Source organism: Streptomyces sp. NBC_00299 (assembly GCF_036173045.1).
Lineage (GTDB): Bacteria > Actinomycetota > Actinomycetes > Streptomycetales > Streptomycetaceae > Streptomyces > Streptomyces machairae.
This window is the reverse complement of sequence record NZ_CP108039.1, coordinates 3,582,518-3,605,458: the sequence shown is the minus strand read 5'-3', so window position 1 is coordinate 3,605,458 and position 22,941 is coordinate 3,582,518. Positions and strand designations below refer to the sequence as shown.

Genomic DNA, 22,941 nt, shown 5'->3' with positions numbered 1-22,941 from the left:
CGCCAGTCCATTCGCGCCGCGCACCGCGCTGTTCTCGCCCCGCACTGCACCGCCCCCACCCGGCGTCGGCCCGTCCCGTCCCCGGACCACACCGCCCTCGCCCCGCACCACACCGCCCTCACCCTGTGCCGATTGACCCTGCCCCCGTGCCGACCCGCCCCCGCCTCGCCTCAGCTCGGCCCCTCCCCGCACTATCTCGGCCCGGGCCCCCGTGACGCGTCCCCCGCCCCGTCCCGTCGCCCCTTCACCCCGCGCCGCCCGCTGCGGCAACGGTGGTGGGGTGCCGCGTGGCGGTCCGTGCCCGGCAGGTCGCGCCCTGTATTGCTCCACTGGTCCAACCTAGGTCGGTTTATGTGGCGAATCGGGGATCGGACACGCCCGGGGGCGGACCTTGGCCAGGTGTTCGACAGGGCGCAAGGGCCCGGGCCGGTACGCCGTAGACTGGTGGATCGGCCCGTGCATCTGCATCGAAGATCGATCTGCATCGAAGATCGAAGAAGGACCGGGCCCCAGCCAAGCCCCTGAAGTCCTCTCACGTACGGGAAGTCGCAACGTGTCGCTCACGATCGGAATCGTCGGTCTGCCGAATGTCGGCAAGTCGACCCTGTTCAACGCCCTGACCAAGAACGACGTGCTGGCGGCCAACTACCCGTTCGCCACGATCGAGCCGAACGTCGGCGTGGTCGGCGTCCCGGACCCGCGCCTCACCAAGCTGGCCGAGATCTTCTCCTCCCAGCGCGTCCTGCCGGCCACCGTCGACTTCGTCGACATCGCGGGCATCGTGCGCGGCGCCTCCGAGGGTGAGGGCCTCGGCAACAAGTTCCTCGCGAACATCCGTGAGTCCGACGCGATCTGCCAGGTCATCCGCGCCTTCAAGGACGAGAACGTCGTACACGTCGACGGCAAGGTCTCGCCCAAGGACGACATCGAGACGATCAACACCGAGCTGATCCTCGCCGACCTCCAGACCATCGAGAAGGTCCTGCCCCGGCTCCAGAAGGAGTCGCGGATCAAGAAGGACATCGCGCCGAAAGTGAAGGCCGTCGAGGAGGCCCAGGAGATCCTGGAGAAGGGCGACACGCTCTTCGCCCACGGCATCGTCCAGGGCACCGAGCGCAACGAGCTCCTGCACGACCTGCACCTGCTGACCACGAAGCCCTTCCTGTACGTCTTCAACGTCGACGAGGACGAACTGACCGACGAGGACTTCAAGAACGAGCAGCGCGCCCTCGTCGCCCCCGCCGAGGCGATCTTCCTCAACGCCAAGCTGGAGGCGGACCTCGCCGAGCTCGACGACGACGAGGCTCTCGAACTCCTCCAGTCCGTCGGCCAGGACGAGCCCGGCCTCGCCACCCTCGCCCACGTCGGGTTCAACACCCTCGGCCTGCAGACCTACCTGACGGCCGGCCCCAAGGAATCCCGCGCCTGGACCATCAAGAAGGGCGCCACCGCCCCCGAGGCCGCCGGCGTCATCCACACCGACTTCCAGAAGGGCTTCATCAAGGCCGAGGTCATCTCCTTCGCCGACCTGGTGGAAACCGGCTCGGTGGCCGAGGCCCGCGCCAAGGGCAAGGCGCGCATGGAGGGCAAGGACTATGTGATGCAGGACGGGGATGTCGTGGAGTTCCGCTTCAACGTGTGAGCGGAGCCGGCGAAGCAACACCAAGTCGCCGCCCTGACAATCTCCAGTTCAGGTGGGGCCCGGCTGTTCGGAGTCGGGCCCCTGGCCTTTGTCCTGTCAGGCCGCACGGCTGAAGTGAATCAACCTCAGGGGGTACCGGAGGAGTCCGGCGCCGCGCCCGTGCCGTTGCCGTCGCTGTTGCCGTTCCAGCGGAGCGTCACGTCGAGGTGGGCGCCGGCCGTGGCGCTCGACAGGACCGCGCCCAGCTTGGCGTCCAGGACGACGCCGAAGGTGACCTCCACCTCGTCGGGTCGCTCGGCGAGGGTCCGGAAGCCGCCGATCACCTCGGACGCGGCGGCGGTGACCGGTGCCAGGGCGTCCCGCAGGGAAGTCGCCGCGCTCTCCAGACGGGTCCCGAGGCCCACCGCGCCGGTGCCCGCGCGAGCGGGCGGGGCGACGAGGACGACGGTGCCGTCGGAGAGGGTGAACTGGACTGCGTCCGGCATGGGGGGCTCCTGGGGGAGGGGGAGTTGGGGCGCGTCAGGCGTGGTTCGGGGTGCCGCAGAGGGGAGTGGGCGGCGGGGAGTCCCGCATCGCCCGCTGGACTTTGTTGAGCGCCTCCAGCAGTGCGGGCAGTTCCTTGCCGTTCGCGTACTCCAGGACCGCTCGGTAGAAGGCGGCGGACACATCGGGATCCATCGCGTCGGCGGCGCTGAAGCAGAGCGTGTATCCGGAGCGGAGCATCCCGGCGATCCGCTCCTGGGTGTCGTTGCCGTACGCCGTCACCTTCCTGTTGGCGGAGAGCGCGAACCCGGGTGCGTCCACCCAGGCCTGCTGGGCCTGTTCGCTCGCCAGGTAGGAGATGAGTTTGTCGGCGCTGTCGTTGCTGCCGGTGAACTTGCCGACGAAGTCCGCCGAGACCTCCAGCACGCGGTCCGGGGACGGCGTCACGTATGTGTACCTGCCGGGCTCCACGCGTTCCGGCTCGAAGCCCATCGCGGACAGTGCGCCGTGGCCCAGGGAGCAGGAGCTGTCGGTCATGCCGTCGGTGGCCTCGCTGAACCCGCGCGTGGCCGCGCCGGCGGGGGCACTCTCGATCAGATCCCCCCACGCCCGCCACGCCTCCTCGACCGGCGTCGAGTCCCACTTCAGATCGCCCGACACCCAGGCCTCGTACGTGTCCGCGCCCGCCTCGGCGAGCAGCAGGTCCGCGATCCAGTCGGCGCCCGGCCAGCCGGACGTCGGGCCCGACTCCAGCCCCAGGCACCAGCTCTCGGGCCGGGCGCGCAGTGCGGTCCAGGTGCGGGGAGGGGGCGGGGCGACCCCCGTCGCGTCGTACCAGACGAGGCTCTTGACGTCGGCCTTGACGGGGACCGCGTAGACGTCGCCGTCCTCCATGGCCAGCTCGCGGAACGGCTCGGCGTACGCGGCCGTGTCGACGGCGAGCGGCCGCAGGGCTCTGTCCTTGCGGTACTCGGAGATCGCGCCCACGCTCGGCAGCACCGCCAGGTCGGGCGCCGCCTCCGCGGCCACCGCGGCGTCGAGTTGCTGGGTGAGGGCGCGGGTGACCTGTGGCTCGACGTCGATGCCGGGGTTGCGGTCCTCGAACGCCTCGATGACCGAGTAGAACGCCTTGAACTCGGTGCCGGACCAGGGAACCATGATCGTCACCCGCTCCTTCTCGGGCCCGCCGCAGCCGACCGCGGCCAGAAGCAGACCGAGGGCCAGGACGCAGCGCACGAGTGGTGCCGTCGGCCGCCTCATGGGTGCGGGAACCGGTACTCGTCGATACGGGGGCGGTAGGCGACGTATCCGAGCCCGCCTGCGGCGACGAGCAGGGGCAGCGCGATCGCCATGACCCATCCCCTGCCGGGGAGCAGCGGATCGCTGCACGCGGTGACGGCGACGGACGCTGTCGCCAGCAGGGCCAGGCCGAGCGCCGGGCTGGGGTACTGCCGGAAGTGCCGGGCGACGACATGGCCGGTCGCACAGGCCAGCAGCAGCATGACGGCCACCGGCGTGAGGAACAGGGGCCACAGCAGGTAGGGGTTCAGCCAGAGCGACCGGAGCTGCTCCTCCAGGGCCAGGGTCTCGATCTCCCGGAGATCCTCGAGCGATTCGATGAGCCCGCCGGTGAACCGGACGTCACGGCCCGCGTCGTCCCGCTCGGGTCCGTCCTCCACGGCCGCGATGGCCGCCGAAGCGCCCTGCGGGCCGTTGGCCAGCTGCAGGCAGGTCGTCAACTGGCCCTGGACGAACTGGATGTGGTGCAGACCCTGCTCCCCGGCCGCGTTGCCCTTGGTCGCCGAGGTGAGGAGTGTGCTCACGCTGGTGGTGGCGTTCGCGAAGCCGGTGCCGGCGCCGATCAGGTCGACCTCGCCGGTGGCCTCCTCCGCCTTCGTGAGCTCGTCCTTCGCCTGTACGGCTGCCTCGCGTGCCGCCGTGAGGTTGTCGATGGCCTGGCGTGTGCGGTCGGCGGCGGCCATCTGCTCCCCGGCCCGGTTGGCCACCAGCAGATACAGCAGCGCGGTCAGCGCCACCATGCTCAGCACGCCCACCCGGAGCCGGCGCAGTACGACGACGGGATGGGCCCGCCGCCCCGAACGATTCCGTCCCCAAGGCATGCGCGCCGAGGGGCCACGCCCCCGCACCGCCGTCACGACGCGTCCACCGGCTCCCCGCCCACCGCGCCGTCCCCGAACCGATGCCCGCACTCCTCGCAGAACTTGGCCGAGGCCGACGTCGACGCCGTATCGCACCGCGGGCACACGCGCGGCGGCAACGGGACGTCGAGCACCGGCAGTTCGACCGGGTCCACCCGGGGCGCCACCGTCTTCGTCGAGTCGACCCCGATCCGCTGGATCTCCGCCCGGGAGACATCGCGCCGCACCCGCAGCCGCCCGTCGGGGCCGGAGGTCGCCAGCGCCCGCAGCAGCCGTAGCCGCACGGTGTCCCGAAGGTCCTGCGCGAGGCCGGTCGCCAGGCGCAGTTCATGGTCGGCGCGTTCGAGATCGCCGCGCAGGTGGGCGTCGGCGCAGGCGCGCATCGCCATGCCGAGTTCGCGTTCGTTCTCGACCCGGGTGAGCTGGGCCGACCTGGGGATCCCGAAACCGGGGGTCGAGCGGCGGCGTACGACCATGGCCGCCGTGTCGGAGCACGGCCCACGCGTGCCGTCGGGGCGCTCGGCGTGCAGGGTGATGCGCGCGGCGCGCAGGTCCTCGTCGACGGTGAGGGTGTGAGGGTCGAAGCGGAGGGAGACGTGGTACTGGCGGGATTCCGGAGGCCAGGAGCCCAGCGGGACATGGGTCTCGCCGTCCTGCGACCGGCGTGCCGTCAGTTCGGCCTCGACAGGGCGGGTCTGGCGTACGAAGGCGAGCTGGAACCGGTCGTTGAGGCGCAGGCCCAGGTAGACGCGGGGCACGACGATGCGTTGCGCCTGGCGCACGAGCCGGGTGAAGTCCTCGGTGAGGTCCGAGACGCTGACGACGGCCGCGGCGGTGCCGTGCAGGGCCTCGGTGATGCGCAGCAGCTCGGCGTAGTGCCAGTCGCCGCCCACGCCCCGGGCGTCGCACACGAACTGGTCGGTGCAGGCGGTGAGTACGTCCCCGAGCTGCTCCGGTGTCTCGTGCTCGTCCTTGCCGTCCGTGTAGAGCACGGCGTGGCGCACGGTGCCGGGGGCGGCCACCGACGTGAACAGGTGCTGGGCGCACTTCAGCCACTGCCCGATCGCCGTACCGCCCTCGGCGAACTGGCCGACGACCCGCAGCTTGGCGTCCTCCCGCGTCAAGGCGTCGACGCGGGCCAGGCCGCCGGTGGCCGGGAAGATCACCTCGGCCTTGTGGTGGCCCGCGACGATCCCCAGGTGGGTGCCGTCCCGCAGGGTGTCGATGGCCGCGCACATCGCGCGTTTCGCCTCGTCCAGCTTCCGGCCGGACATGGACAACGACCGGTCCATGATGAGGATTTCGGCGCCCGGCCGGTCCGGGAGCGCGCTCGCCTGCCCGTCCGCACCGGCGCGTGCCGTGACGGTGACGAGGGCGTCCGCGCGCTGCTCGTCGTGGGCCAGATCCGAGGGTGCGTCCACTTCCAGGGCAAAGCTGAGCCCCAAGGGCGACCTGTCCCCCACCGGCACCACCCGATCGCGTCGCTGCGTTTCCCTTACGGAGCGTGTAACCGTCCCTTACCCGGCGTATCAGGAGCTTAGCGTTCTGGGTGTTCCTCCGAAACGGGAATGACCGCTTCTGCCACGTCGTCCGGCCCTTCGCCACCGCAGCGGGGGACGCAACCGGTTCGCCAGGTCCACCAGTGCGACGTACTCGCGCTCGGTGGGCGCGTGCGGGCCGAGTTCGCGGATCGCGTCGGACAGTTGCTCGCGGTCACGATGGTGCAGGAAGTGCGCGTACCGGATCTCCGCGCGCAGTCCCGCCGCCGCCGCGGCGTCCACGTCGAGGCCGCCCAGGCCCGCCCCGGCCCGTTCCAGGTCGTCCCCGGTCGGCTCCCGGTGGGCGGGCTCGTCGAGGATCACGACGCTCAGGCGTACGGCCGCCACGCGCGCCTCGCGTTCGTAGCGGAACTCCTGCGCCAGCCGTACGGCCGTGCCCACCGCCTCGGTCCGCTCGCCGGACAGCAGATGGACGCGGGCCAGGCCGAAGCCGGCCGCGCCGAGTGCGGGGGTGGTGTCGAAGACCGCGCTGTAGTGCGACCGGGCGGCGGCGAGGTCGCCCCGCAGCTCGGCGCACAGGCCGAGGGCGAGCTGCGGTATCAACTCGCCGGGAACCGCCTCCCGTACGGTGCCGAACGCCCGGGCTGCCGACTGCGCGTCCTCGCGGGCCAGCGCGATCAGGCCGGAGTACCAGGCGTGCAGCCAGTGCCAGTCGGGCAGGCCCGCCGCCGCGAGCGTGCGCTCCGCCAGCTCCGGGTCCCTTCTGCGCAGGGCGAGCCGGCTCTCCGCCAGGGCACGTCCGGCCGAGCCCGCCATGTCCGGGGCGTCCGGGTCGGACAGCGGGGCCGGAAGCGCGGCCGCGATGTCGCCGGGCTCGGGGGAGGCGAACGGCGCGCGCATCGTCAGCGTCGCGTCCTCGCCGGGCCGCGCCTCGACCCAGTGGGCCAGCGGCCGGGCCGCCCCGAGGCCACCGTGCAGGGGCTCGGGCATCGAGCCGAACAGGGCCGACGGACGGGCCACTTGACGAAGGGCCGGCGCCGCCGCGACGACCTGCCGGATGACGCCGCTGAGCTGTTCCGCGAACTGCCGCGCCGACACGAACCGCCGCCAGGGCTGCTCGGTGTCGGTGGCGCGGTCCAGCAGCAGCCGGAGCGAGTCGACGCCGGGCACCGAGCGGTCGGTCCAGCGGGAGTGGCACATCTCGCGCAGGGTCATGCCGAGGGAGTACAGATCGAAGCCCGGCGTCGGCCGCCGATGCTCCGGATCGCCCTCAGGGGGTGCGTACGGCGGCGTGTACGCCACCACCGGCCCCGTGTCCTTCTGACTGCGCACCGCGCCGAAGTCGATGAGCCGCACCCGGTCCAGCGTGCCCGCGGGGCTCTGCTCCCGGAACCGGATGATGTTCAGCGGTTTGACGTCGCAGTGCAGCAGGCCCCGGGCATGGAGATAGTCGAGCGCCTGGAGGATGCGGATCCCGTGTGCGAGGAGGGTCTCAAGACGGTCGCCGTCACCCGCCGAGAGCGGTACGCCCGGGACGTACTCCAGGACGAGATGCGGGCCCTCGTGCTCGTAGCCCAGGATGCGGACGATGCTGTCGTGCCGGAGCCCGACCAGGACGTCCCGTTCGTGCAGGGCGGTCCTGGCGACCGACTTGTTCAGGGCCTTGAGGACGACGTGGGTGGCGAGGTTGCGGTCATGGACGAGGTAGGCCGCGCCGTACGCGCCCGAGCCGAGGACGCGTTCGACGTCGTAGCGGCCGGCGATGGTGAGGCCGCTGGGCTGGGCGAAGTCGAAGTGGGTGCCGCAGCGGGGGCAGAAGCCCTTCGTCCGGCCCGGTTCGCCGGCAGCGCCCCGGCCGACGGGCTCCCGGCAGGAAGGGTTCGCGCAGAAACGATGCTCCTCGGCGACGGGCTCCGCTGACCGCAACGGTACGTCCGGGACCTCGGGACCCCGGTCGGAGCCGACCAGGCCGAGCCCGTACCAGGGGTCCGGACGCACCTGCGCCACGCCGACGCCCGCTCCCCGCACCGGCTCGGGGACACGGGCCGCCGCAGCGGCCGGCTCCCGCGGCAGCGGGCGCCGGTCGCACGCGTCGCAGAAGCCCTGCTCGTCGATCTCGCCACGCCCGCAGTCGGGGCGATTGCACATCGGCACGGCGTCACCCTTCCTCGATACGGCGGTTGACCTCGTCCACGTACCGGCCGACGGACCGGCGGGCGGCCGTGAGGTCGATCGGCACGGTCTGCAGCGCGCGGGCGGCCGGGGCGTGCAGGTCGGCGAGCCGGCGGTCCTCGTCGCCGAAGTACCGCGCCGCTCGGAGCCGGTGCAGTTCCAGGGTCGAGGAGAGGTCCTGGTGGGCCCCGGCCAGTCGGCGCACCTCCCGGTCGTACCGGGCCACGGCGGCCCGCGCGGCGACGGCCCGGTCGTGGACGGCGGTGAGTTCGGGGCTGGGCTCCGTCCCCCGGGCGACGGCCAGCCGGACCCGCAGCCGGGGCGCGGCGCGGGGCGGCAGCCGGGGCGGGGCGAAGAACCGCACGCCCCACTCCTGTTCCAGCGCGGCCGCGGCGTCCTCCTCGGCGGCGAGCAGGCCGACGACCCCCTGGGCGTTCGCCGCGGTCACGGCACCGACGGCGGGACCGCGCATCGGTTCCGGGTCGAGGGACACGTCGTGGGCGAGGCCGTCCGGCGGCGTGCCCTCGAACCCGAGGACGAGACGGATGCCCCGCGACCTGGCACGTCCGGCCAACTGCCCCAGCAGATCCCGTACCAGCGCATCCGGGTCCTGCGCCCGGTCCACGCCGCCCACCACCAGACAGGCGGGCGGCCGGCGCCGCAGCAGCTGCCGCGCGACCGCGCGGGCGTCCCCGCCGGGGAGCCCGAACCGGCGCGTGAGATAGCCGCACACATCGGCGACCGATTTACCGCGGGCGTCATAGGCCGCGTCGATGACGCCCAGCCCGAGAACCGTGTCGCCGGGCGCGCCGGTGAGTTCGTCGTCGGAGACGGTCGCCCGGGCCGCCGGGTCGGCCGTGCGCACGAGACGCACCAGCCAGGAGTCGCCGACCGCGGTCGTGCCGCCGGTGCCGACGGTGACGGTGCCCGACCAGCCGCTGTCGAGCAGCCGGGTGAGCTCCTGCGTCAGGGCGAGCCGCAGCGGGTCGCCCAGCACGTCGTCCGTCAACTCGCCGCGGGTGCGTCCGAGTTCGTCGGTGGGGTCACCGTCGAAGAACCCCAGCTCACCGATGCGGGGCAGATACGACAGCACTGTCTCGGTGGGCAGCATCCAGGCCGCCTTCGCGTCTCCGTCGACGTAGTCGGCCACCACGATGCCGATGACGCGCCCGTCGAACTCCCCGCCCAGCGCCATCACTCCCGCGCCCGAATACCCCGGCTCGATCCACGGATCGCCCTCGCGCACCCGCTTCAGCAGCCCCCACTCGCCCTGCCTGCCACCGGACCCCGCGAGCCGCGCGTCCGTCCCCATGCCGATCGGGTCGGCATGGGGAAAGCCGTACACGCGCACCGAGCCGCCGGAAATGGGGGCCTTCCACAGGGTGGTGCGGGTGCCGCACCCGGCCGGTTCGTCGAGTTCGAGCAGGGCCACGTCGCCGCGCTGCGTGTCGTTCCTGTGCACCCAGGTGCCCGGCGCGACATGCGCGACGCGGCTCCACTCCGGTCGGCACGCGACGCTGCTGATCCGCACGTGAGCGGTGGTGCCCCCGGGACCCGCTCCGGCGTCCCGGACGACATGCGCGCACGTCAGCACATGCCGGTCGTCGAGCAGTACTCCGGCGCCGCACGGCGTGCCGTCCTCGTCGTCCACCCTCACGCGCCATGGACCGTCACTGTGGTGATGCAGCGCCATATGCCCACGGTATGGCAACGGGCGCCACATCGACCCGAGTTGTCAGGCCGGGTGCGCCCCGGTCCTCAGCCATCCGGATTCCCGGCGGTGTCGAGTCCTTCCGCTCCTTCCACGTGCAGTTCCAGGCTCACCGCCAGCTGGATCTGGGCATCCACCCAGGCCGGGACGGCCGCCGTCGCGCCGTCCCGGTGGAGGGTCGTGTCCAGGTCGCGTATCAGGCGGGCGGCGGTGTGCAGACCGGCGCGTTGGAGTGCCGCCGCGCTGTCGGTCAGGCGGGTGCGGGCGGGCGCCGTCACTCGGCGCAGGCCGTGGTGCGCTGCCTGGGCCAGGGCGGTGAGGGCAGATTCCAGTGCCGTGGTGATCGGGTCCTTGGAACGGGCCCGGGCCATGGCGAGGGTGGTGTCGCCTTCGCCCGGGGCGAGGTCGGGGATGATCACGCCCTTGCCGGTCAGTACGGCCAGCGGGTCCAGCACGATCCTGCCGTGAGCGCGGTTCAGCATGCCGCTGACGCCGTGGACCTCCTCGTCGCCGAGCGCGGCGGCCAGCGCGTCCAGTCCGCCGGGGCAGAGGGGGTTGTAGGCGGCGCGGACCAGGATCTCGTTGCCGGCCGGGTCGCGTACGACCGCTTCCAGTCGTTGCGCGGCGGGGTCGTAGCCGACGGTCTCCACCGCGGCCACTTCGACCACCCGCACCGCCTCCGCCTCGACCCGCGGGCGGATCAGCCGGGGCGGCCGTTCGCCGGCGGCCCGCAGATGCGCGGCGGTGTCCCGGAGGCGCAGGCTGCCGGGCAGTTCCCGCCAGGCCGAGCCGAGCGGGGTGACGCTCGTGGCGGCGATGCGGCCCCGGGAGATGGAGACGGTCCGGTCGGCGGCCCGTGAGGTGTGCTCGCTGACCACGTTCGCGGTGGCGAGGGTGCGCAGGGGCGAGCCGAGCAGGCGGCGGCCGGCCAACTCGTGCCCGGTGAGGGACTGGTCCTCCGTCAGCTCCCAGCGCTTGCGCAGCACCAGCGCGATTCCGGCTTCGGCGTGGGCGAAGTACGTCTCGGCGATACGGTCGCGCGCCGTGCCGCCGATCCGGCAGCCGAGCGCCACCAGCCGCACCCGGCGCAGCGCAGTCTCCGGTGCCTCCTTGGTGCCCAGCACCCCGACCGGGTCGTGGGCGGCGGCGCGGTGCCGGGCGTGCAGCTCGGCCAGCAGCAGGGCGAAGCGCTCCGCCTCGTAGTGCGTGCCGCGTGTGGCGTACGCGTCGATCTGCTCCCGCAGTTCGGCCACGGCACCGGCGGGCCAGTGCAGCGAGGCGGCGGTCAGCGCTTCTTGGGCGCGGGCGAGGGAGCCGACGAAGACCGGGCCCGCCTGCTGGACGCCGTCCAGGAGGAGGTCGTCTGCGAGTGCCAGGGCGGTGCGGAGGGGGCCGTCGGTGAGGTGTCCGGTGGCGGTGGGGGTACGGCCGCCGACGCTCACCTCGGTGGTTCGGGGGGTGTTGGGGGTGGCTGCGGGTGCTGGTGCCGGTGCCGGTGCTGGTGCCGGCGTGGGTGCCGGCGTGGGTGCTGTGCCAGCTGGGGTGGTTGCGCCGTCTGCCGTCTTCGCCCCGTCCGTGCCATCCGCGGCCCGGAACGCCCAGGCCGCCAGTACCACCACCTCGCCGCGCAGGGCGGCGGACGCGTCGGTGAGGGCGTAGCCCAGTTCGTGGGGGACGGGGAAACGGACGGTGCAGGTGGGCAGTTCGACGCGGGGTTCCGGGTCGGCGGCCGTGGGGTGGTGCAGTCGGGCGACGTAGCCGCGGTCCTTGACGCGCTGAGCGGCAAGGAGGGCGGCCCGGCCCAGCGCGGCGGTCAGCGCGTCGTCGTCGAACTCGGCCGGCGTCCAGTCGTCGAACTCGGCCTTGGCGGCGGGCGAGACATCTTCCGGGGCGGACTCGGCCGTGCGCTGATACGTGCGCTGGTACGCGAGCACCAGTCCGATGTGGTGGCGGCACACGCCCGTCGCCGCACAGCCGCAGTCCGCCGCGTCCAGGCCGAGGCCCGGTGGGAGAGCCGTATCCGTCCCGTCCGGGAAGCGTCCGCGTACGGTGCCGTCGTCGGTGACGGTCACTTCAGGACCGGAGCCCGCCGCCACCTCCTTCTCGGCACGCTTGACGAGGCCGCGGTTGGCGAGGGAGGCGAGCGTCTGGGGAGTGAGGGCCAGCAGATCGGTGCGGAGGATCGTTGGCTGTGTCGTCCGAGTCGCCTGAGTGGTCTGAGTCATCTGAGTCGTCTGAGTCGTCTGAGTCGTCTGAGTCATCCGAGACCTCCCGGTCCGCCGGGTCCGCCGGGTCCGCCCTGTCCTCCCCGGCCGACCTTCTCCGCCACGAATTCGGCCAGCCGGCCCGGCGTCATCGCGCCCACCGGGGCGCCGACCTGCGCCAGCCGCCCGGCCAGACCGCGGTCGTAGACGGGGTCGGCGGCCTCGTCGAGGGCGGCCAGACACAGCACCGTGGTGCCCTGCTCGACCAGTCGGCGCACGGTACGGACCAGGCGATACGGGTCGCCGCCCTCGTAGAAGTCGGAGACCAGGGCGACGATGGTGCGCCGTGGGTTCTCGACCAGGGAGGCGCCGTAGTCGACGGCCCGGGCGATGTCCGTGCCGCCGCCCAGCTGCACTCCCATCAGCAGCTCCACGGGGTCGGTCACCTCGGACGTCAGGTCGACCACCTCGGTGTCGAAGGCGACCAGGTGGGTCTTCAGGCCCGGCAGGCTCCACAGGCAGGCGGCGGTCACGGCGGAGTGGATCACCGAGCCGGCCATGGAGCCCGACTGGTCCACCAGCAGCACCAGTTGCCACTGTTCCAGGTGGCGACGGGTGCGCGAGTGGAAGTGCGGGCGCTGGATGAGGATGCGGCGTTCCTCGGGCTGGTAGTGGGCGAGGTTGGCGCGGATGGTGGTCCGGAAGTCGAAGTCGCGGGCCAGGGGCAGCCGGCTGGGGCGGCGGGAGCGGGAGCCGGTGAACGCGCGGCGGACCTCCGGGCGCAGGCGCTCCATCAGCTGCCGTACGACGGTCTCGACGATCCGGCGTGCCGCAGCCAGCACTTGGGGGTTCATCAGGTGCTTGGTGCGCAGGACGGCGCGCAGCAGGGTCTGGCTGGGCTCGACGCGGGCGAGGACGTCCGGGTCGGTGACGATCTCGTGGATCCCGTACTGCTCCACGGCGTCCCGCTCCAGCCGCTCCACCGTCTCCTTCGGGAACAGCCGGTGGATGTCGTCGAGCCAGTCGACGGCGGTGAGTTGGGACGGCCCGTCGCCGCCCTCGCGGGAGTCGGACTTCGACCCGCCTCTGCGCACCCCACGACGACGCAGGTCCTCGTCACGGCCGTAGAGCCAGTCGAGCGCGGCGTCCCGGGCGACGGCGGAATCGCGCAGCGGCCCGGTGCAGCGCTCGGCGGGGGAGCCGAGGATCAGGCGCCAGCGTTCGAGGGCGGGGTCCGGGGATGCGGGGCCCGGGGATGTGGGGTCCGCCGAGGCGGGGCCCGGGGATGTCAGGTCCGGCGAGGCGGGATTCGGGGACGTGGGAATCGAGGACGTGGGGTCCGGCGGGGCGGGGACCGGCGAGGCCGGTGGCTGCTTCGGTGTCGGGGAGTTCATCGCAATGCCGCCAACCTGTGCCGGTCCAGCAGTCGGGCCACGTTCTCCTCCAGGGCTCGGGCGCGGGCGAGTTGCAGCGGGTCGGCGGTCGTCCGCAGCAGGGAGCGGGCCGAGCCGTGCCTGCCGCGCCGCTGAAGCAGGCGTTCCGCGATGCGCTCGCGTTCGCGGGGCGGGAAGAAGGCGAAGGCCTGGCGGAGGGCGGGCAGGCCGGTGAGGAAGTCGTCCTCGGCCATCGCGGCGACGATGCCGTCCAGGACGTCGATCAGGGGCGCGCCGCCGGCATCCGCGCCGCCGACCCCGTCGACCTCCGCGCTGACCTTCCCGGCAGCCGTCGCGTCTCCGGCGCCGCCGGTCGTCGCACCGGCGGCCACCTCCTCGCGGGCCAGCGCGAACAGGCCCGCCAGCCAGTCGCCGAGAGTGTCGGCGGCACCGGCCGCAAGTGCCTGTACGGCCGTCGCCGGGTCGTCGGGGACGCCCAGCGCCCAGCGCAGACCGAACGCGGCGCCCCGCAGCTCGGCCGGGGCACGCCGGTCGCGGCCGATGCGGGAGGCGGCCTCGGCGGCGGCTTCACGGGTGATCGACAGCAACTCCGGGGCGTGCAGCAGCGCGTCGCGCGCGGCAGCCAGTGCGCGCAGCCGCGTGAAGTCCACGCCGGGGCCGCCGTGCAGCCCCTCCGCCAGCCAGAACACGCGGTCGGCGGCGCCCGCGACAACACTGCCCAGCAGCCGGCCGCGGGCCACGCCGAACACCCGGTCGTGCCGCCACAGCCCAAGCGCCGCGGTCAGCACCTCGCCCAGCGACCCGAGTTCCCGGACCTGGCCGACCTGCTTGGCCAGCAAGTCCAGCAGTTCGTCGCAGAGCGGGCCGACGCCGCACAGCACCGCGTCGAACAGCAGCCCGGCGAGTGGTCCGGGGTCCGTGCCGACCGCACGCGCCCGCTCACCGAGCAGCACCGAGGCGGCCTCGTCCAGCCGCGCCCCGTACGCACCCGCCTCGATGAGCGCGGCCTCCCGCCCGCTCACCGGACCGGGTTCCCAGCGCTCGGTGAACACCGGATCGGCGCCGTCGGACGGGCCCGAGACCCGGGTGAAGCCGGGGACGTCCAGTACGCGCAGGCGGTGCAGGATCCGGCTGCGCGTCAGCCCGTTCGGGTCGGTGAGGTCGAAGGTGACCGGGGCGTCCGCGTCGGCCAGGCCCAGGCGGGCGAGCTGTTCTGCGACGTCGTGCACGAGCGGGGGCAGGGGTGTCTCGGGGTGCAGCCGGCCCTCGGTCTCGCCGGCGCAGGCGGCGACCATCTCCACCACGACCGGATGGCTGCCGGCGCCGAGCGTGCCCCTACCGGTCCACGGCAGCGGCTGCTCCAGATCGTCGCTGATCAGCGCACCGGCCAGACCGTCGAGGACATCCACCCGGGTCTCGTACGGGTGCCCCCGCATCAGGGCGAGCCCCTGGGCCAGACCGCGCGCGGCGATCAGGTCGGCCGTGGACACCGGGATCCTGCGGGCGCGCAGCCGCTCGGCGACGGAGCGCAACAGGCCCTGCGCCGCGGCGCCCGCACCGCCTTCCCACAGCTGTTGGTAGTAGCCGGGCGAGGGCATGCCGGACTGGTAGCCGGAGAAGGCGTCCAACTGCCGGAAGGAGTACGGCACCAGGAAGCTGCCGCCGAGAGCGCCGTCCGGCGGGGCGGGGACCTCCGGCCAGTCGGCGGCCCTGTCGGACCCGCTGTCGCCAGGGCCGCCGCCCGGGAACGACAGCGCGCGCAGCGTCGGCTGGTGGAAGCCGCCGGTCACCACCAGCACGGGCCGCTCCCCGGCGCGGGCCACCGCGGCCCGGACCCAGGACGCCATGTACTCCTCGCGCGCCCGGTCGCCGGGGTCGGCCTCCGCGTCGCCGCGGACCAGCTCGAAGTAGGCGTCGAGGCGGGCCCGGAGGACGTCCGGGTCATGCGGCTCGGCCCCGTCACCCGGCTCGGCCCCGTCATCCGGTTCGGCGACCTCGAAGAGCCCGTCCCACAGTGCGTCCACCGAGTCCACGGCGAAGTGCGCGCACAACCGTCGGGTCGCCTCCGTGTACCTCGCCTCGGCGTCGGCGTAGCGGTTGGTCTGCCGGTCGGCGCCTTCCGCGAAGGCCGGATGCCAGGCCGGCAGGTCGATGAACCGCACGTCCGCTCCGGCGGCGCGACCGCCCCGCAGCGCGATCCACTCCGGGGAGTAGTCGCACAGCGGGGCCCACGAGGTCGCGACGCGATTCTCGTCGCGGTAGTGGCTGAAGACGGCGACGGGCAGCCGGTGGCCGAGCAGCAACTCGTCCAGCCGGTCGTTCATGTCCGCCGGGCCCTCCACCAGGACGTACGCCGGCCGCAGTGTCTCGATCGCGTGGCTGACCAGGCGGGCGCACGCCGGCGAGTGGTGCCGTACGCCGAGGAACACGACCGAGCCGGAGTCGACGGTGCAGGTCATCAGTCCGCCAGCAAATGCCGTGCGTCGTGCAGCGCCTGCCACTGCGCCCCCTTGCGCCGAGGCACGTCCTGCTCCAGGAACCGCCGGAGCCGGGCGAGGTCCTCGGGGCTGTCCTTCGCGGCCGTGCCCGCCAGGCTCGTCACCACGTCGGCCGCGCTGCCCTGCTCGCCGCGCAGGAACCAGGCACGCACCCCCACCGCGTGCGCGACGGACACGGCCTCGGCGGTACTCATCACCGTGGACATCCGCTCGCCCCGCTCGGCCGGGCCGCGCAGCTCCCGGAACGTGCCCACCAACACCTCCAGCACGTCCCGGCGCGGCGCCGCCTCCACGCCCGACTGCCGCAGCAACGCCGTGGCCTCGGCCTCGACCAGCGCCAGCTCGGTGTCGAAGTCGGGAATCGGGAAGACGGTCTCGAAGTTGAAGCGACGCTTGAGCGCGGCGCTCATCTCGTTGACGCCCCGGTCGCGGGTGTTGGCGGTGGCGATGACGTTGAAGCCCTGCCGGGCGAAGACCATGCCCTGGGGCCCGTCCAGCTCGGGGATGGCGATCACCCGGTCGGACAGCAGCGACAGCAGGCAGTCCTGCACCTCCAGCGGGCAGCGGGTGATCTCCTCGAAGCGCACGATCCGGCCCTCGGCCATGCCGCTCAGCATGGGCGCGGGGACGAGGGAGCGGGACGAGGGGCCCTCGGAGACCAGCAGGGCGTAGTTCCATGAGTACTTGATCTGGTCCTCGGTGGTGGCCGCGCCGCCCTGCACGGTGAGCGCGGAGCTGCCGCTGACGGCCGCCGCGATCAGCTCGGACAGCAGCGACTTCGCCGTGCCCGGCTCGCCCACGAGCATCAGACCGCGGTTGGTCGCCAGGGTGACCAGGGCGCGCTCCACCAGGGAGACGTTGCCGACGAACTTGCGGCTGATGCCCGCCCGTTCGTCGCCCACGATGAAACGGCGGGCGGCACGCAGGCTGAGCTGCCAGCCCGGCGGGCGCGGGTCGCCGTCGCCGGTACGCAGGGCGGCGAGTTCCTCGGCGTGGCGGACCTCGGCCGGTGGGCGCTGGAGCTGCTCGTCGGCGCCTTCGACGGTCACGGTCGCGGTCACTTCGCGGTCACCTCGGTGAGATCGGCGAGGATTTCGGAGGCGATGACGGGGTCAAGGCCGCCGAAGCGCAGCTTGTACTCGCGCCTGCGCCAGTAGTCGTCCGGCCTGGTGTCGAGAAACACCGTCTCGAACTTCTGGTCGCCGAACTCCTCGACCATGCCGACGGCGATCCCGGGGTCGAGTTCGATCACCAGGTAGCGGTCCGTGGCCATCCGCCGGGAGAACCAGCGCTCCACACCCGCGTCCTGCGGTGTGCCCCGCTCCCAGCCCCGCTTGGTCAGGCCGAGCAGCTTGCCGACCGGTGCGGTGGCCCCCTCGAAGCGGGCCAGCCGGTGGCCCGCGGCCTCCTCCTCCGTGAGCGCGTGCACGGCCCGGCCCAACTGCGGGAAGGGCTGCAGGATCTCGTAGTCGGCGAACAGCTCCGACCAGGCGCCGAGATCCTCGCCCAGGTGCAGCGGATGCGCCAGCCGGACGCTCGCCTCGTCGGGCAGCGTCAGCTCGTCGTCCTCGACGTCGGCGAACGTACGGTCCTCCGCGACCCGGAACGCCGTCATCTCGCCGTCCACCTCGCTGAGCCAGACCAGGCGCCGCACCAGATGCCACAGCAGGGGATGCGCCACGAACAGGTCCCGGAACTCCGCGGCCGGCCAGGAGCGCTGGGCGACCATGGCCGCCTCCAGCCGCCGCACCTGGTCGCCGGCGACCGTACGGACGTCCTTCTTCAGTGCCGCGAACCGCTTGCGCTCGGCCGGCGCGAGCTCCGGGTCGTCCTTGGCGGCGGGTGCGGGCAGGGCCTTGCGCGGCTTGCCGTCGGCGTCGCGGACGTACGGCCGCAGCTGCTCGTCGAAGCCGACGGTGAACTGCCGGGTGCCGTAGTCGATGACGGTGCTGCCGTCGGCGTCGAGGCCGAAGTCGGGGACGAGCCGGTCGCCCAGCTGCTCCGGCGTGAGGCCCAGTCCCTCGGCGACCTCGGCGATCTTCTCCTGGGCGCGGACCTTCAGGGCCTTGAACGGCACCCGCTGGGCGATGCCGTGCAGATGCAGCAGCGCCACGTCGGTGCCGATCGTCGCGAGGACGGTCAGCCCCTCCACGGCACGGTGGTGCGCTCCCTCACCGGGCCACGCGCGCAGCACGGGAGTCAGGCGCCGGACGGTCTCGTCGTCCCCGAGCCAGCCCAGGGCGTGCAGCGCCCAGCTCTCCTTCGGAGGCATCCCGGCGAGCCGCCACTGCTCGAACAGGCCCCAGGCGAAAGTGGCGAGGGAGTCGGCGGCACAGCGCTCGGTCAGCACGTCGAGGCCGGGGTAGACCTCGCCGGGCTTGGACACCGCCAGCACGGTCAGGGCGTGCCGTACCGCGTCGGCGGGCAGCGCGCCGCCCTCCTTCAGCAGGATCTGCGGCAAAAGCGCCGGGTCGGCCCAGGCGCCCACGGCCGGCATACGTGCCGGAAGTGCGCTCTCCAGCGGATCGGCGGACAGCATCTCCCCGACGATGTCCGCGGCCTCCTGCCCGCACTCGGCGACGGCCTTCAGCACCGCCTCGCCGCCCCGGGCGTCCGCCACCAGCCGCAGCGCCTGCTCGGCGCCCCGCCGCACGATGCCGGGCTTGCCCACCGCGTGGGGCACGAGGTACGGGACGGCGGCCAGACCGTGCCGCGCCAGCCACGCGCGGGCCGTCGCGTCGGCCGACTTCAGACGGGCCAGCCAGTCGCACACCAGCGCGGCGACCTCGACACTCAGATACGGCAGGACCGGCGCCCCCAGAGTGGAGGGATGCCGGGCGGCGGCGTGCAGCAGCAACGGCAGGGCGTGCACCTCGTGCTTGGCGGCGACCGGCTTGAGGGAGGACTCGCCGTCCCAGTAGTCCTTGGGGGCGCAGACGGCCAGCAGCGGCCGGACGACGTCCGCGGGCCCGTCGACGAACAGCCGGACGTCCCGGACGTCCTTCAACTGCTCGCCCCGCTGGAGGATTTCGATCTCCTTGGACCAGGTGTACTTCTTGCGCCACTCGGCGTACCAGGACTTGGTGCCGGCCCACTCCTCCCGCTCACCCGGCAGCCAGGCGGCCCGGGGCTCCGGGACGACCGGCGTCTCGTCCGCCACGCGCGCCTTGCGGGCCGTACGCCTCTTCGCCCACGGCGGGCTGACCAGCAGCGTGGGCAACGCCTCCGGCGGGGCGTCGGCCACTCGGTCACTGCTGGTGAGCATCGGTTCGACGAGTTCGGCGACGGCGGCGGGCAGGTCGGGCAGCACGGCGGCCGTCAGCTTCGGGTGCGTATGGACGTGCGCGGCCAGCAACTGCCGGGCCATCGACGCGTACTTGGCGGGGCCGAGCGCCGCCTTGCCCAGCAGGCGCAGCGCGCGGACCGGGTAACGCCGCATCGCCTCCAGCAGATGCGGGCGTACGTGCTTGTCCTCGACGCGGGCCAGAAGGATGCCGAAGGCGTCGTCCGACGGCAGCTCGACCAGGGCGCCGGCGAGGATCTTGGTCCGGTCGGAGCCGTACGCGACGTCCAGGCCCTCCTCCAGCCGCGGCGCGAACGCGGTGCCGGTGCCCTCCGCGAGCGTGGCGACGAACGCCATCGACCAGCCGCCCCAGTGCAGATGCAGTCTGCTGCCGAAGTGACCGAGCTGATCGGGGGAGCCGATCGAGCAGAGCAGCATCTCCCGGAGCAGCGGGTCGTCCACGACCTCGCCCGTGCAGCACTCGGCGACCCACTCCCGCTCGCCGGGCACCAGATAGGACACGACGATGCGACGACGCTCCGCGTCCCGGCACTGCGCGAGCGCGGCGACGGCCGCCCCGTACGAGTCCTCGTCGGCCGCGGCGAGCAGGGCCCTCATCCGGTCCGCGAAGTGGGGGCGCGCCCACTGGCCCTCGACATAGCCGCCGGCGGGCCGGAAGCGCAGCCGGGGATCCTGCCGGTTCATGCCGTACTGCAGCCAGTAGGCCTCGATGTCGAAGTACTCCACGACCGCACGAGCGGCGAAGGCCAGGCCGTGGTCCTCGACCCAGGTGTCCACGAAGACCCCGCTGGGGAGTTGGTAGTGCACGGTCAGCGCGGCCAGGGCGGCCGCGCCGAGCGGACTGGGGCTCCCGCTCAGATGCGCGCGGGCCGCCTCGACGATCCGGGCTTCGCTCTTCGGAGAGGAGAGCATCTGCTCGATCCACTCCGCCTCCTCCTTCAGCCGGCCGGCCACGAGCTTCTCGGCGTCCTTGCGCGGCGCGACGGCGCCACGCCTGATCCCGCCCCGCCTCGGATGGACCAACCGCCGCCAGGCGACCGGTACTTCGAAGGTCTCCTCATCGGGCAGGACGACCTCATCGGGCGGGACGACCCCGTCCGGCGACGCCGGCGGCGAATCCACCGCCGGCGCCGACTCCACAGCCCGCGCGGAATCCTCGACAGCGACCTCGGCCGAAACCTCCCGATACCCCTTGCGCTCCTTCTCCGCGATCACCTTCGCCAGATGGAGTTCGGCGGCCTCGGCCGAGTCCAGCTCCTTCACCTGCGTACGGCCCTCGGCGCCAACTCGCCCGTAGCGCACGGTGACAGCGGCGCCCTCGGCCTCCGCCTCCCAGAACTTCGCCGAACCGTCCCCGACAAACTCCCAGCGCCGCACGGCCCCTCCCCTTCGCCGACCCCCCGGTCGGTGATCGTTCGATCAATTGGCCGCCACAGTAATGGGGGCCACTGACAACGGGATGGCGGTGGGAGCGCGGGGTGGATCGGCCCGGAGGCGATGTCAGTGCCGGCTGCCATGATCCCCGCATGGACCACGAAAGGGACGCGGCGCACCCCGACTTGTCGCAGGTCTCCGCCGAGGAGCTGGGCGGCATGCTCGTGGAGACGTACCAGGTGGACGTCTCGGAACGGCACGCGACGACGAGATTGCGCGCCGCGATCGAGGAGGCGGCCGGGGAACGGCAGCCGCGCTACACGCCGGACGTGTGCCGCCGGCTGTTCGAGATGCTCGTCGAGACGGCCGAGCAGCGCGGCTGGGCGGACCTCACCTTCGGCCTGGCCACGCTGGAGTGCTGCACCGGCCCGCTGCCCGACGTGTCCGAACCGGCCCGCCGACTGGTCGGGTTGCTGCTGGAGAAGGACACCGTGCGACAGCCGTATGCGCTGCTCGCGGTCGCGGGCCTCGCGGACGAGGCGACACTGCGGGCGGCCGTGGAGCGCCTCTCGCAGGACGTCGGCCCCGTCGTCGCCGACGAGATCGCCGTCATCGCCGCCCTCGGCCGGGCCGAGCGGGCGCGGCTGTCCGAGATCGACCGGAGCGACAGGTTCAGCTCGCCGCCGCCGTCTCTCACGGACGCCTGGCGCGGTGCGTCCGAGACCGCCGCCTACGTGGCGTTCGCCCGCCGTGCCCTGGAAGCGGCGGCCGACCGCACCGACGCGATCCGGGCGGGGGAGATCCCCTACCGGGCGGACAAGGCGTTCACGGACCGGGAGGTCGTCTCGCTCGGGCAGGCCGCCCGGGTGGCGCTGCTGCGCGACGAGCCGTGGCTGCCCGAGCTGTTCGACCGGCTGCTGCCCGGCGTCGCCGTCGCCCCGGCGCCGGCCAGGACCGTGCCGTCGCAGGCCCTTCTGTACGAACTCGTCCGTGCCGCACAGGACTTCCCCACCCCCGAGCTGGTGACCGCGATACGCACCGTGCGCGGGAACGTCCGGCACGCCGGAGTGCCCAAGCAGCTCGACAAGATGCTCAAGAAGGTCGAGGCTGCCCTCGCCGAGCGCACCGATGTGGCGCTGCGGCTGCCGAGGCTGGGGTTCGGCGACGACGGCGTGCTGCGGCGGAAGGCAGGCGACTACGAGGCCGTCGTCACCGTCGCCGAGAACGCGACGCTGAGCTGGGAGAAGGACGGCCGCCCACTGCGCAGCCTCCCCGCGCCGGTCCGCCGCGACCACGCCGCCCTCGTCAAGGAGCTGCGCGAGCTGGTGAAGCGGGTGAACGCCCAACTCGTCACCCTCGCCCGGGCGCTGGAGGGCGGATTCTCGGTCGACGCCGTGCACCCGTACGGCTGGTGGCGCACCGAGCTGGCCGGACATCCGCAGGCCCGGACCCTCGTACGCCGCCTGATCTGGGAGATCGAGGTCGCGCCGGGGGAGTGGCAGGCCGTACTGCCCGAGGCGGGTGACCTGCCCGACGCACCCGACACCGCCGCCGTACGCCTCTGGCATCCGCTCCGCTCCGGCCCCGACTCCGTGCGGGCCTGGCGGGACCTGCTCACCGAGCGGCGGATCCGGCAGCCGTTCAAGCAGGCCTTCCGGGAGATCTACCTCCTCACTCCGGCCGAGGAGGAGACCGGCGTGTACTCCAACCGCTTCGCCGCGCACCTCGTCCACTACCGCAGGATGTTCGCGCTGTTCCGGGCCCGGGGCTGGACGAGCGGCCGGCTCGGCCCCTGGGACGACGGGGACGGCGACGCCGCCGAGCGCACCCTGGCGGCGGGGGAGTGGCAGGTGCGCTTCTTCCACACCTGGTACGACTGGGCCGACGGCGACGAACTGGCCTCCACCGACCAGGTCCGCTTCGCCCGCCGGTCCGACGGTGCCTGGCGTGAGGCGCCGCTCCAGGACGTGCCCCCGCTGGTGTTCAGCGAGGCGATGCGGGACATCGACCTCTTCGTCGGCGTGACCTCCATCGCCGCCGACCCCGACTGGACCGACGCCGGCCCCGGGCGCACCTACTGGGAGCGGGCCGGCTTCGCCGAACTGACCGAGAGCGCGGCATCCCGGCGCGACGCCCTGGAGCGGATCGTGCCCCGCCTGGAGATCGCCGACCGGTGCTCGCTCGACGGCCGCTTCCTGGTCGTCCGCGGCGACCTGCGCACGTACAGAATCCATCTCGGCTCGGCCAACATCCTGATGGAACCGGACGGCAGCTATCTGTGCGTCGTCCCGGTAAGGGACAAGCGGGACAAGGCCGACGGACGGGTGTTCCTGCCGTTCGAGGACGACCGGCTCTCGCTGATCCTCAGCAAGGCGTTCCTGCTGGCCGCCGACGCCCGGATCACGGACGGATCGATCCTGGCGCAGATCACGAGAAGCTAGCGCGCCCTGGATGGCAGGATGCGAAGGACGCGACGAGAGGGGCGGGAAGGGGCCGGGGGC

At 73.1% G+C, this 22,941-nt stretch carries 13 protein-coding genes; 2 read left to right on the top strand and 11 right to left on the bottom strand.

Annotated elements, in window-relative coordinates:
- The first annotated feature begins 553 nt into the window (after positions 1-553).
- Positions 554-1,642, top strand: coding sequence for a redox-regulated ATPase YchF (gene ychF, locus OHT51_RS15645; RefSeq protein ID WP_328879554.1), 1,089 nt, complete (start codon positions 554-556; stop codon positions 1,640-1,642).
- Between the two features lie 125 nt (positions 1,643-1,767).
- On the opposite strand, the gene OHT51_RS15640 is transcribed toward ychF, so the two are convergent.
- The 11 genes from OHT51_RS15640 to OHT51_RS15590 form a co-directional block, all read right to left on the bottom strand.
- A complete protein-coding gene (locus OHT51_RS15640) occupies positions 1,768-2,127 on the bottom strand; it encodes a CU044_2847 family protein (RefSeq protein WP_328879553.1) in 360 nt (119 codons plus the stop codon).
- Between the two features lie 34 nt (positions 2,128-2,161).
- Positions 2,162-3,385: an ABC transporter substrate-binding protein gene (locus OHT51_RS15635; RefSeq protein WP_328879552.1), complete on the bottom strand. Its 1,224-nt coding sequence runs from the start codon at positions 3,383-3,385 to the stop codon at positions 2,162-2,164.
- Positions 3,382-4,245, bottom strand: coding sequence for a hypothetical protein (locus tag OHT51_RS15630; protein ID WP_328879551.1), 864 nt, complete (start codon positions 4,243-4,245; stop codon positions 3,382-3,384). Before OHT51_RS15630 ends, OHT51_RS15635 begins: the two co-directional genes overlap by 4 nt.
- 32 nt (positions 4,246-4,277) lie before the next feature.
- The gene (locus OHT51_RS15625; RefSeq protein ID WP_328879550.1) at positions 4,278-5,729 is read right to left on the bottom strand and encodes a VWA domain-containing protein; all 1,452 of its coding nucleotides are present in this window, start codon (positions 5,727-5,729) and stop codon (positions 4,278-4,280) included.
- 84 nt (positions 5,730-5,813) lie between these two features.
- The gene (locus OHT51_RS15620) at positions 5,814-7,931 is read right to left on the bottom strand and encodes a tetratricopeptide repeat protein (RefSeq protein WP_328884329.1); all 2,118 of its coding nucleotides are present in this window, start codon (positions 7,929-7,931) and stop codon (positions 5,814-5,816) included.
- 10 nt (positions 7,932-7,941) lie between these two features.
- Positions 7,942-9,648 (bottom strand): S1 family peptidase, encoded by a 1,707-nt coding sequence (locus OHT51_RS15615; RefSeq protein ID WP_328879549.1) that lies wholly within the window; start codon positions 9,646-9,648, stop codon positions 7,942-7,944.
- A 65-nt stretch (positions 9,649-9,713) separates the two neighbouring features.
- On the bottom strand, positions 9,714-11,891 hold the full coding sequence (locus tag OHT51_RS15610) for a hypothetical protein (RefSeq protein WP_328879548.1): 2,178 nt from the start codon (positions 11,889-11,891) through the stop codon (positions 9,714-9,716).
- Between the two features lie 32 nt (positions 11,892-11,923).
- Positions 11,924-13,264 (bottom strand): VWA domain-containing protein, encoded by a 1,341-nt coding sequence (locus OHT51_RS15605; RefSeq protein ID WP_328879547.1) that lies wholly within the window; start codon positions 13,262-13,264, stop codon positions 11,924-11,926.
- Entirely contained in the window at positions 13,261-15,723 is a 2,463-nt protein-coding gene (locus OHT51_RS15600) for a DUF5682 family protein (RefSeq protein WP_328879546.1), read from the bottom strand. The genes OHT51_RS15605 and OHT51_RS15600 overlap by 4 nt, the downstream gene beginning before the upstream one ends.
- Positions 15,723-16,823, bottom strand: a complete 1,101-nt coding sequence (locus OHT51_RS15595) for an ATP-binding protein (RefSeq protein WP_328879545.1) — start codon at positions 16,821-16,823, stop codon at positions 15,723-15,725. The genes OHT51_RS15600 and OHT51_RS15595 overlap by 1 nt, the downstream gene beginning before the upstream one ends.
- On the bottom strand, positions 16,820-20,443 hold the full coding sequence (locus tag OHT51_RS15590; RefSeq protein ID WP_328879544.1) for a DUF4132 domain-containing protein: 3,624 nt from the start codon (positions 20,441-20,443) through the stop codon (positions 16,820-16,822). The genes OHT51_RS15595 and OHT51_RS15590 overlap by 4 nt, the downstream gene beginning before the upstream one ends.
- A 149-nt stretch (positions 20,444-20,592) precedes the next feature.
- Between OHT51_RS15590 and OHT51_RS15585 the strand changes: the two genes are divergently transcribed.
- Positions 20,593-22,881, top strand: a complete 2,289-nt coding sequence (locus OHT51_RS15585) for a DUF4132 domain-containing protein (RefSeq protein WP_328879543.1) — start codon at positions 20,593-20,595, stop codon at positions 22,879-22,881.
- The last annotated feature ends 60 nt before the right edge of the window (positions 22,882-22,941 follow it).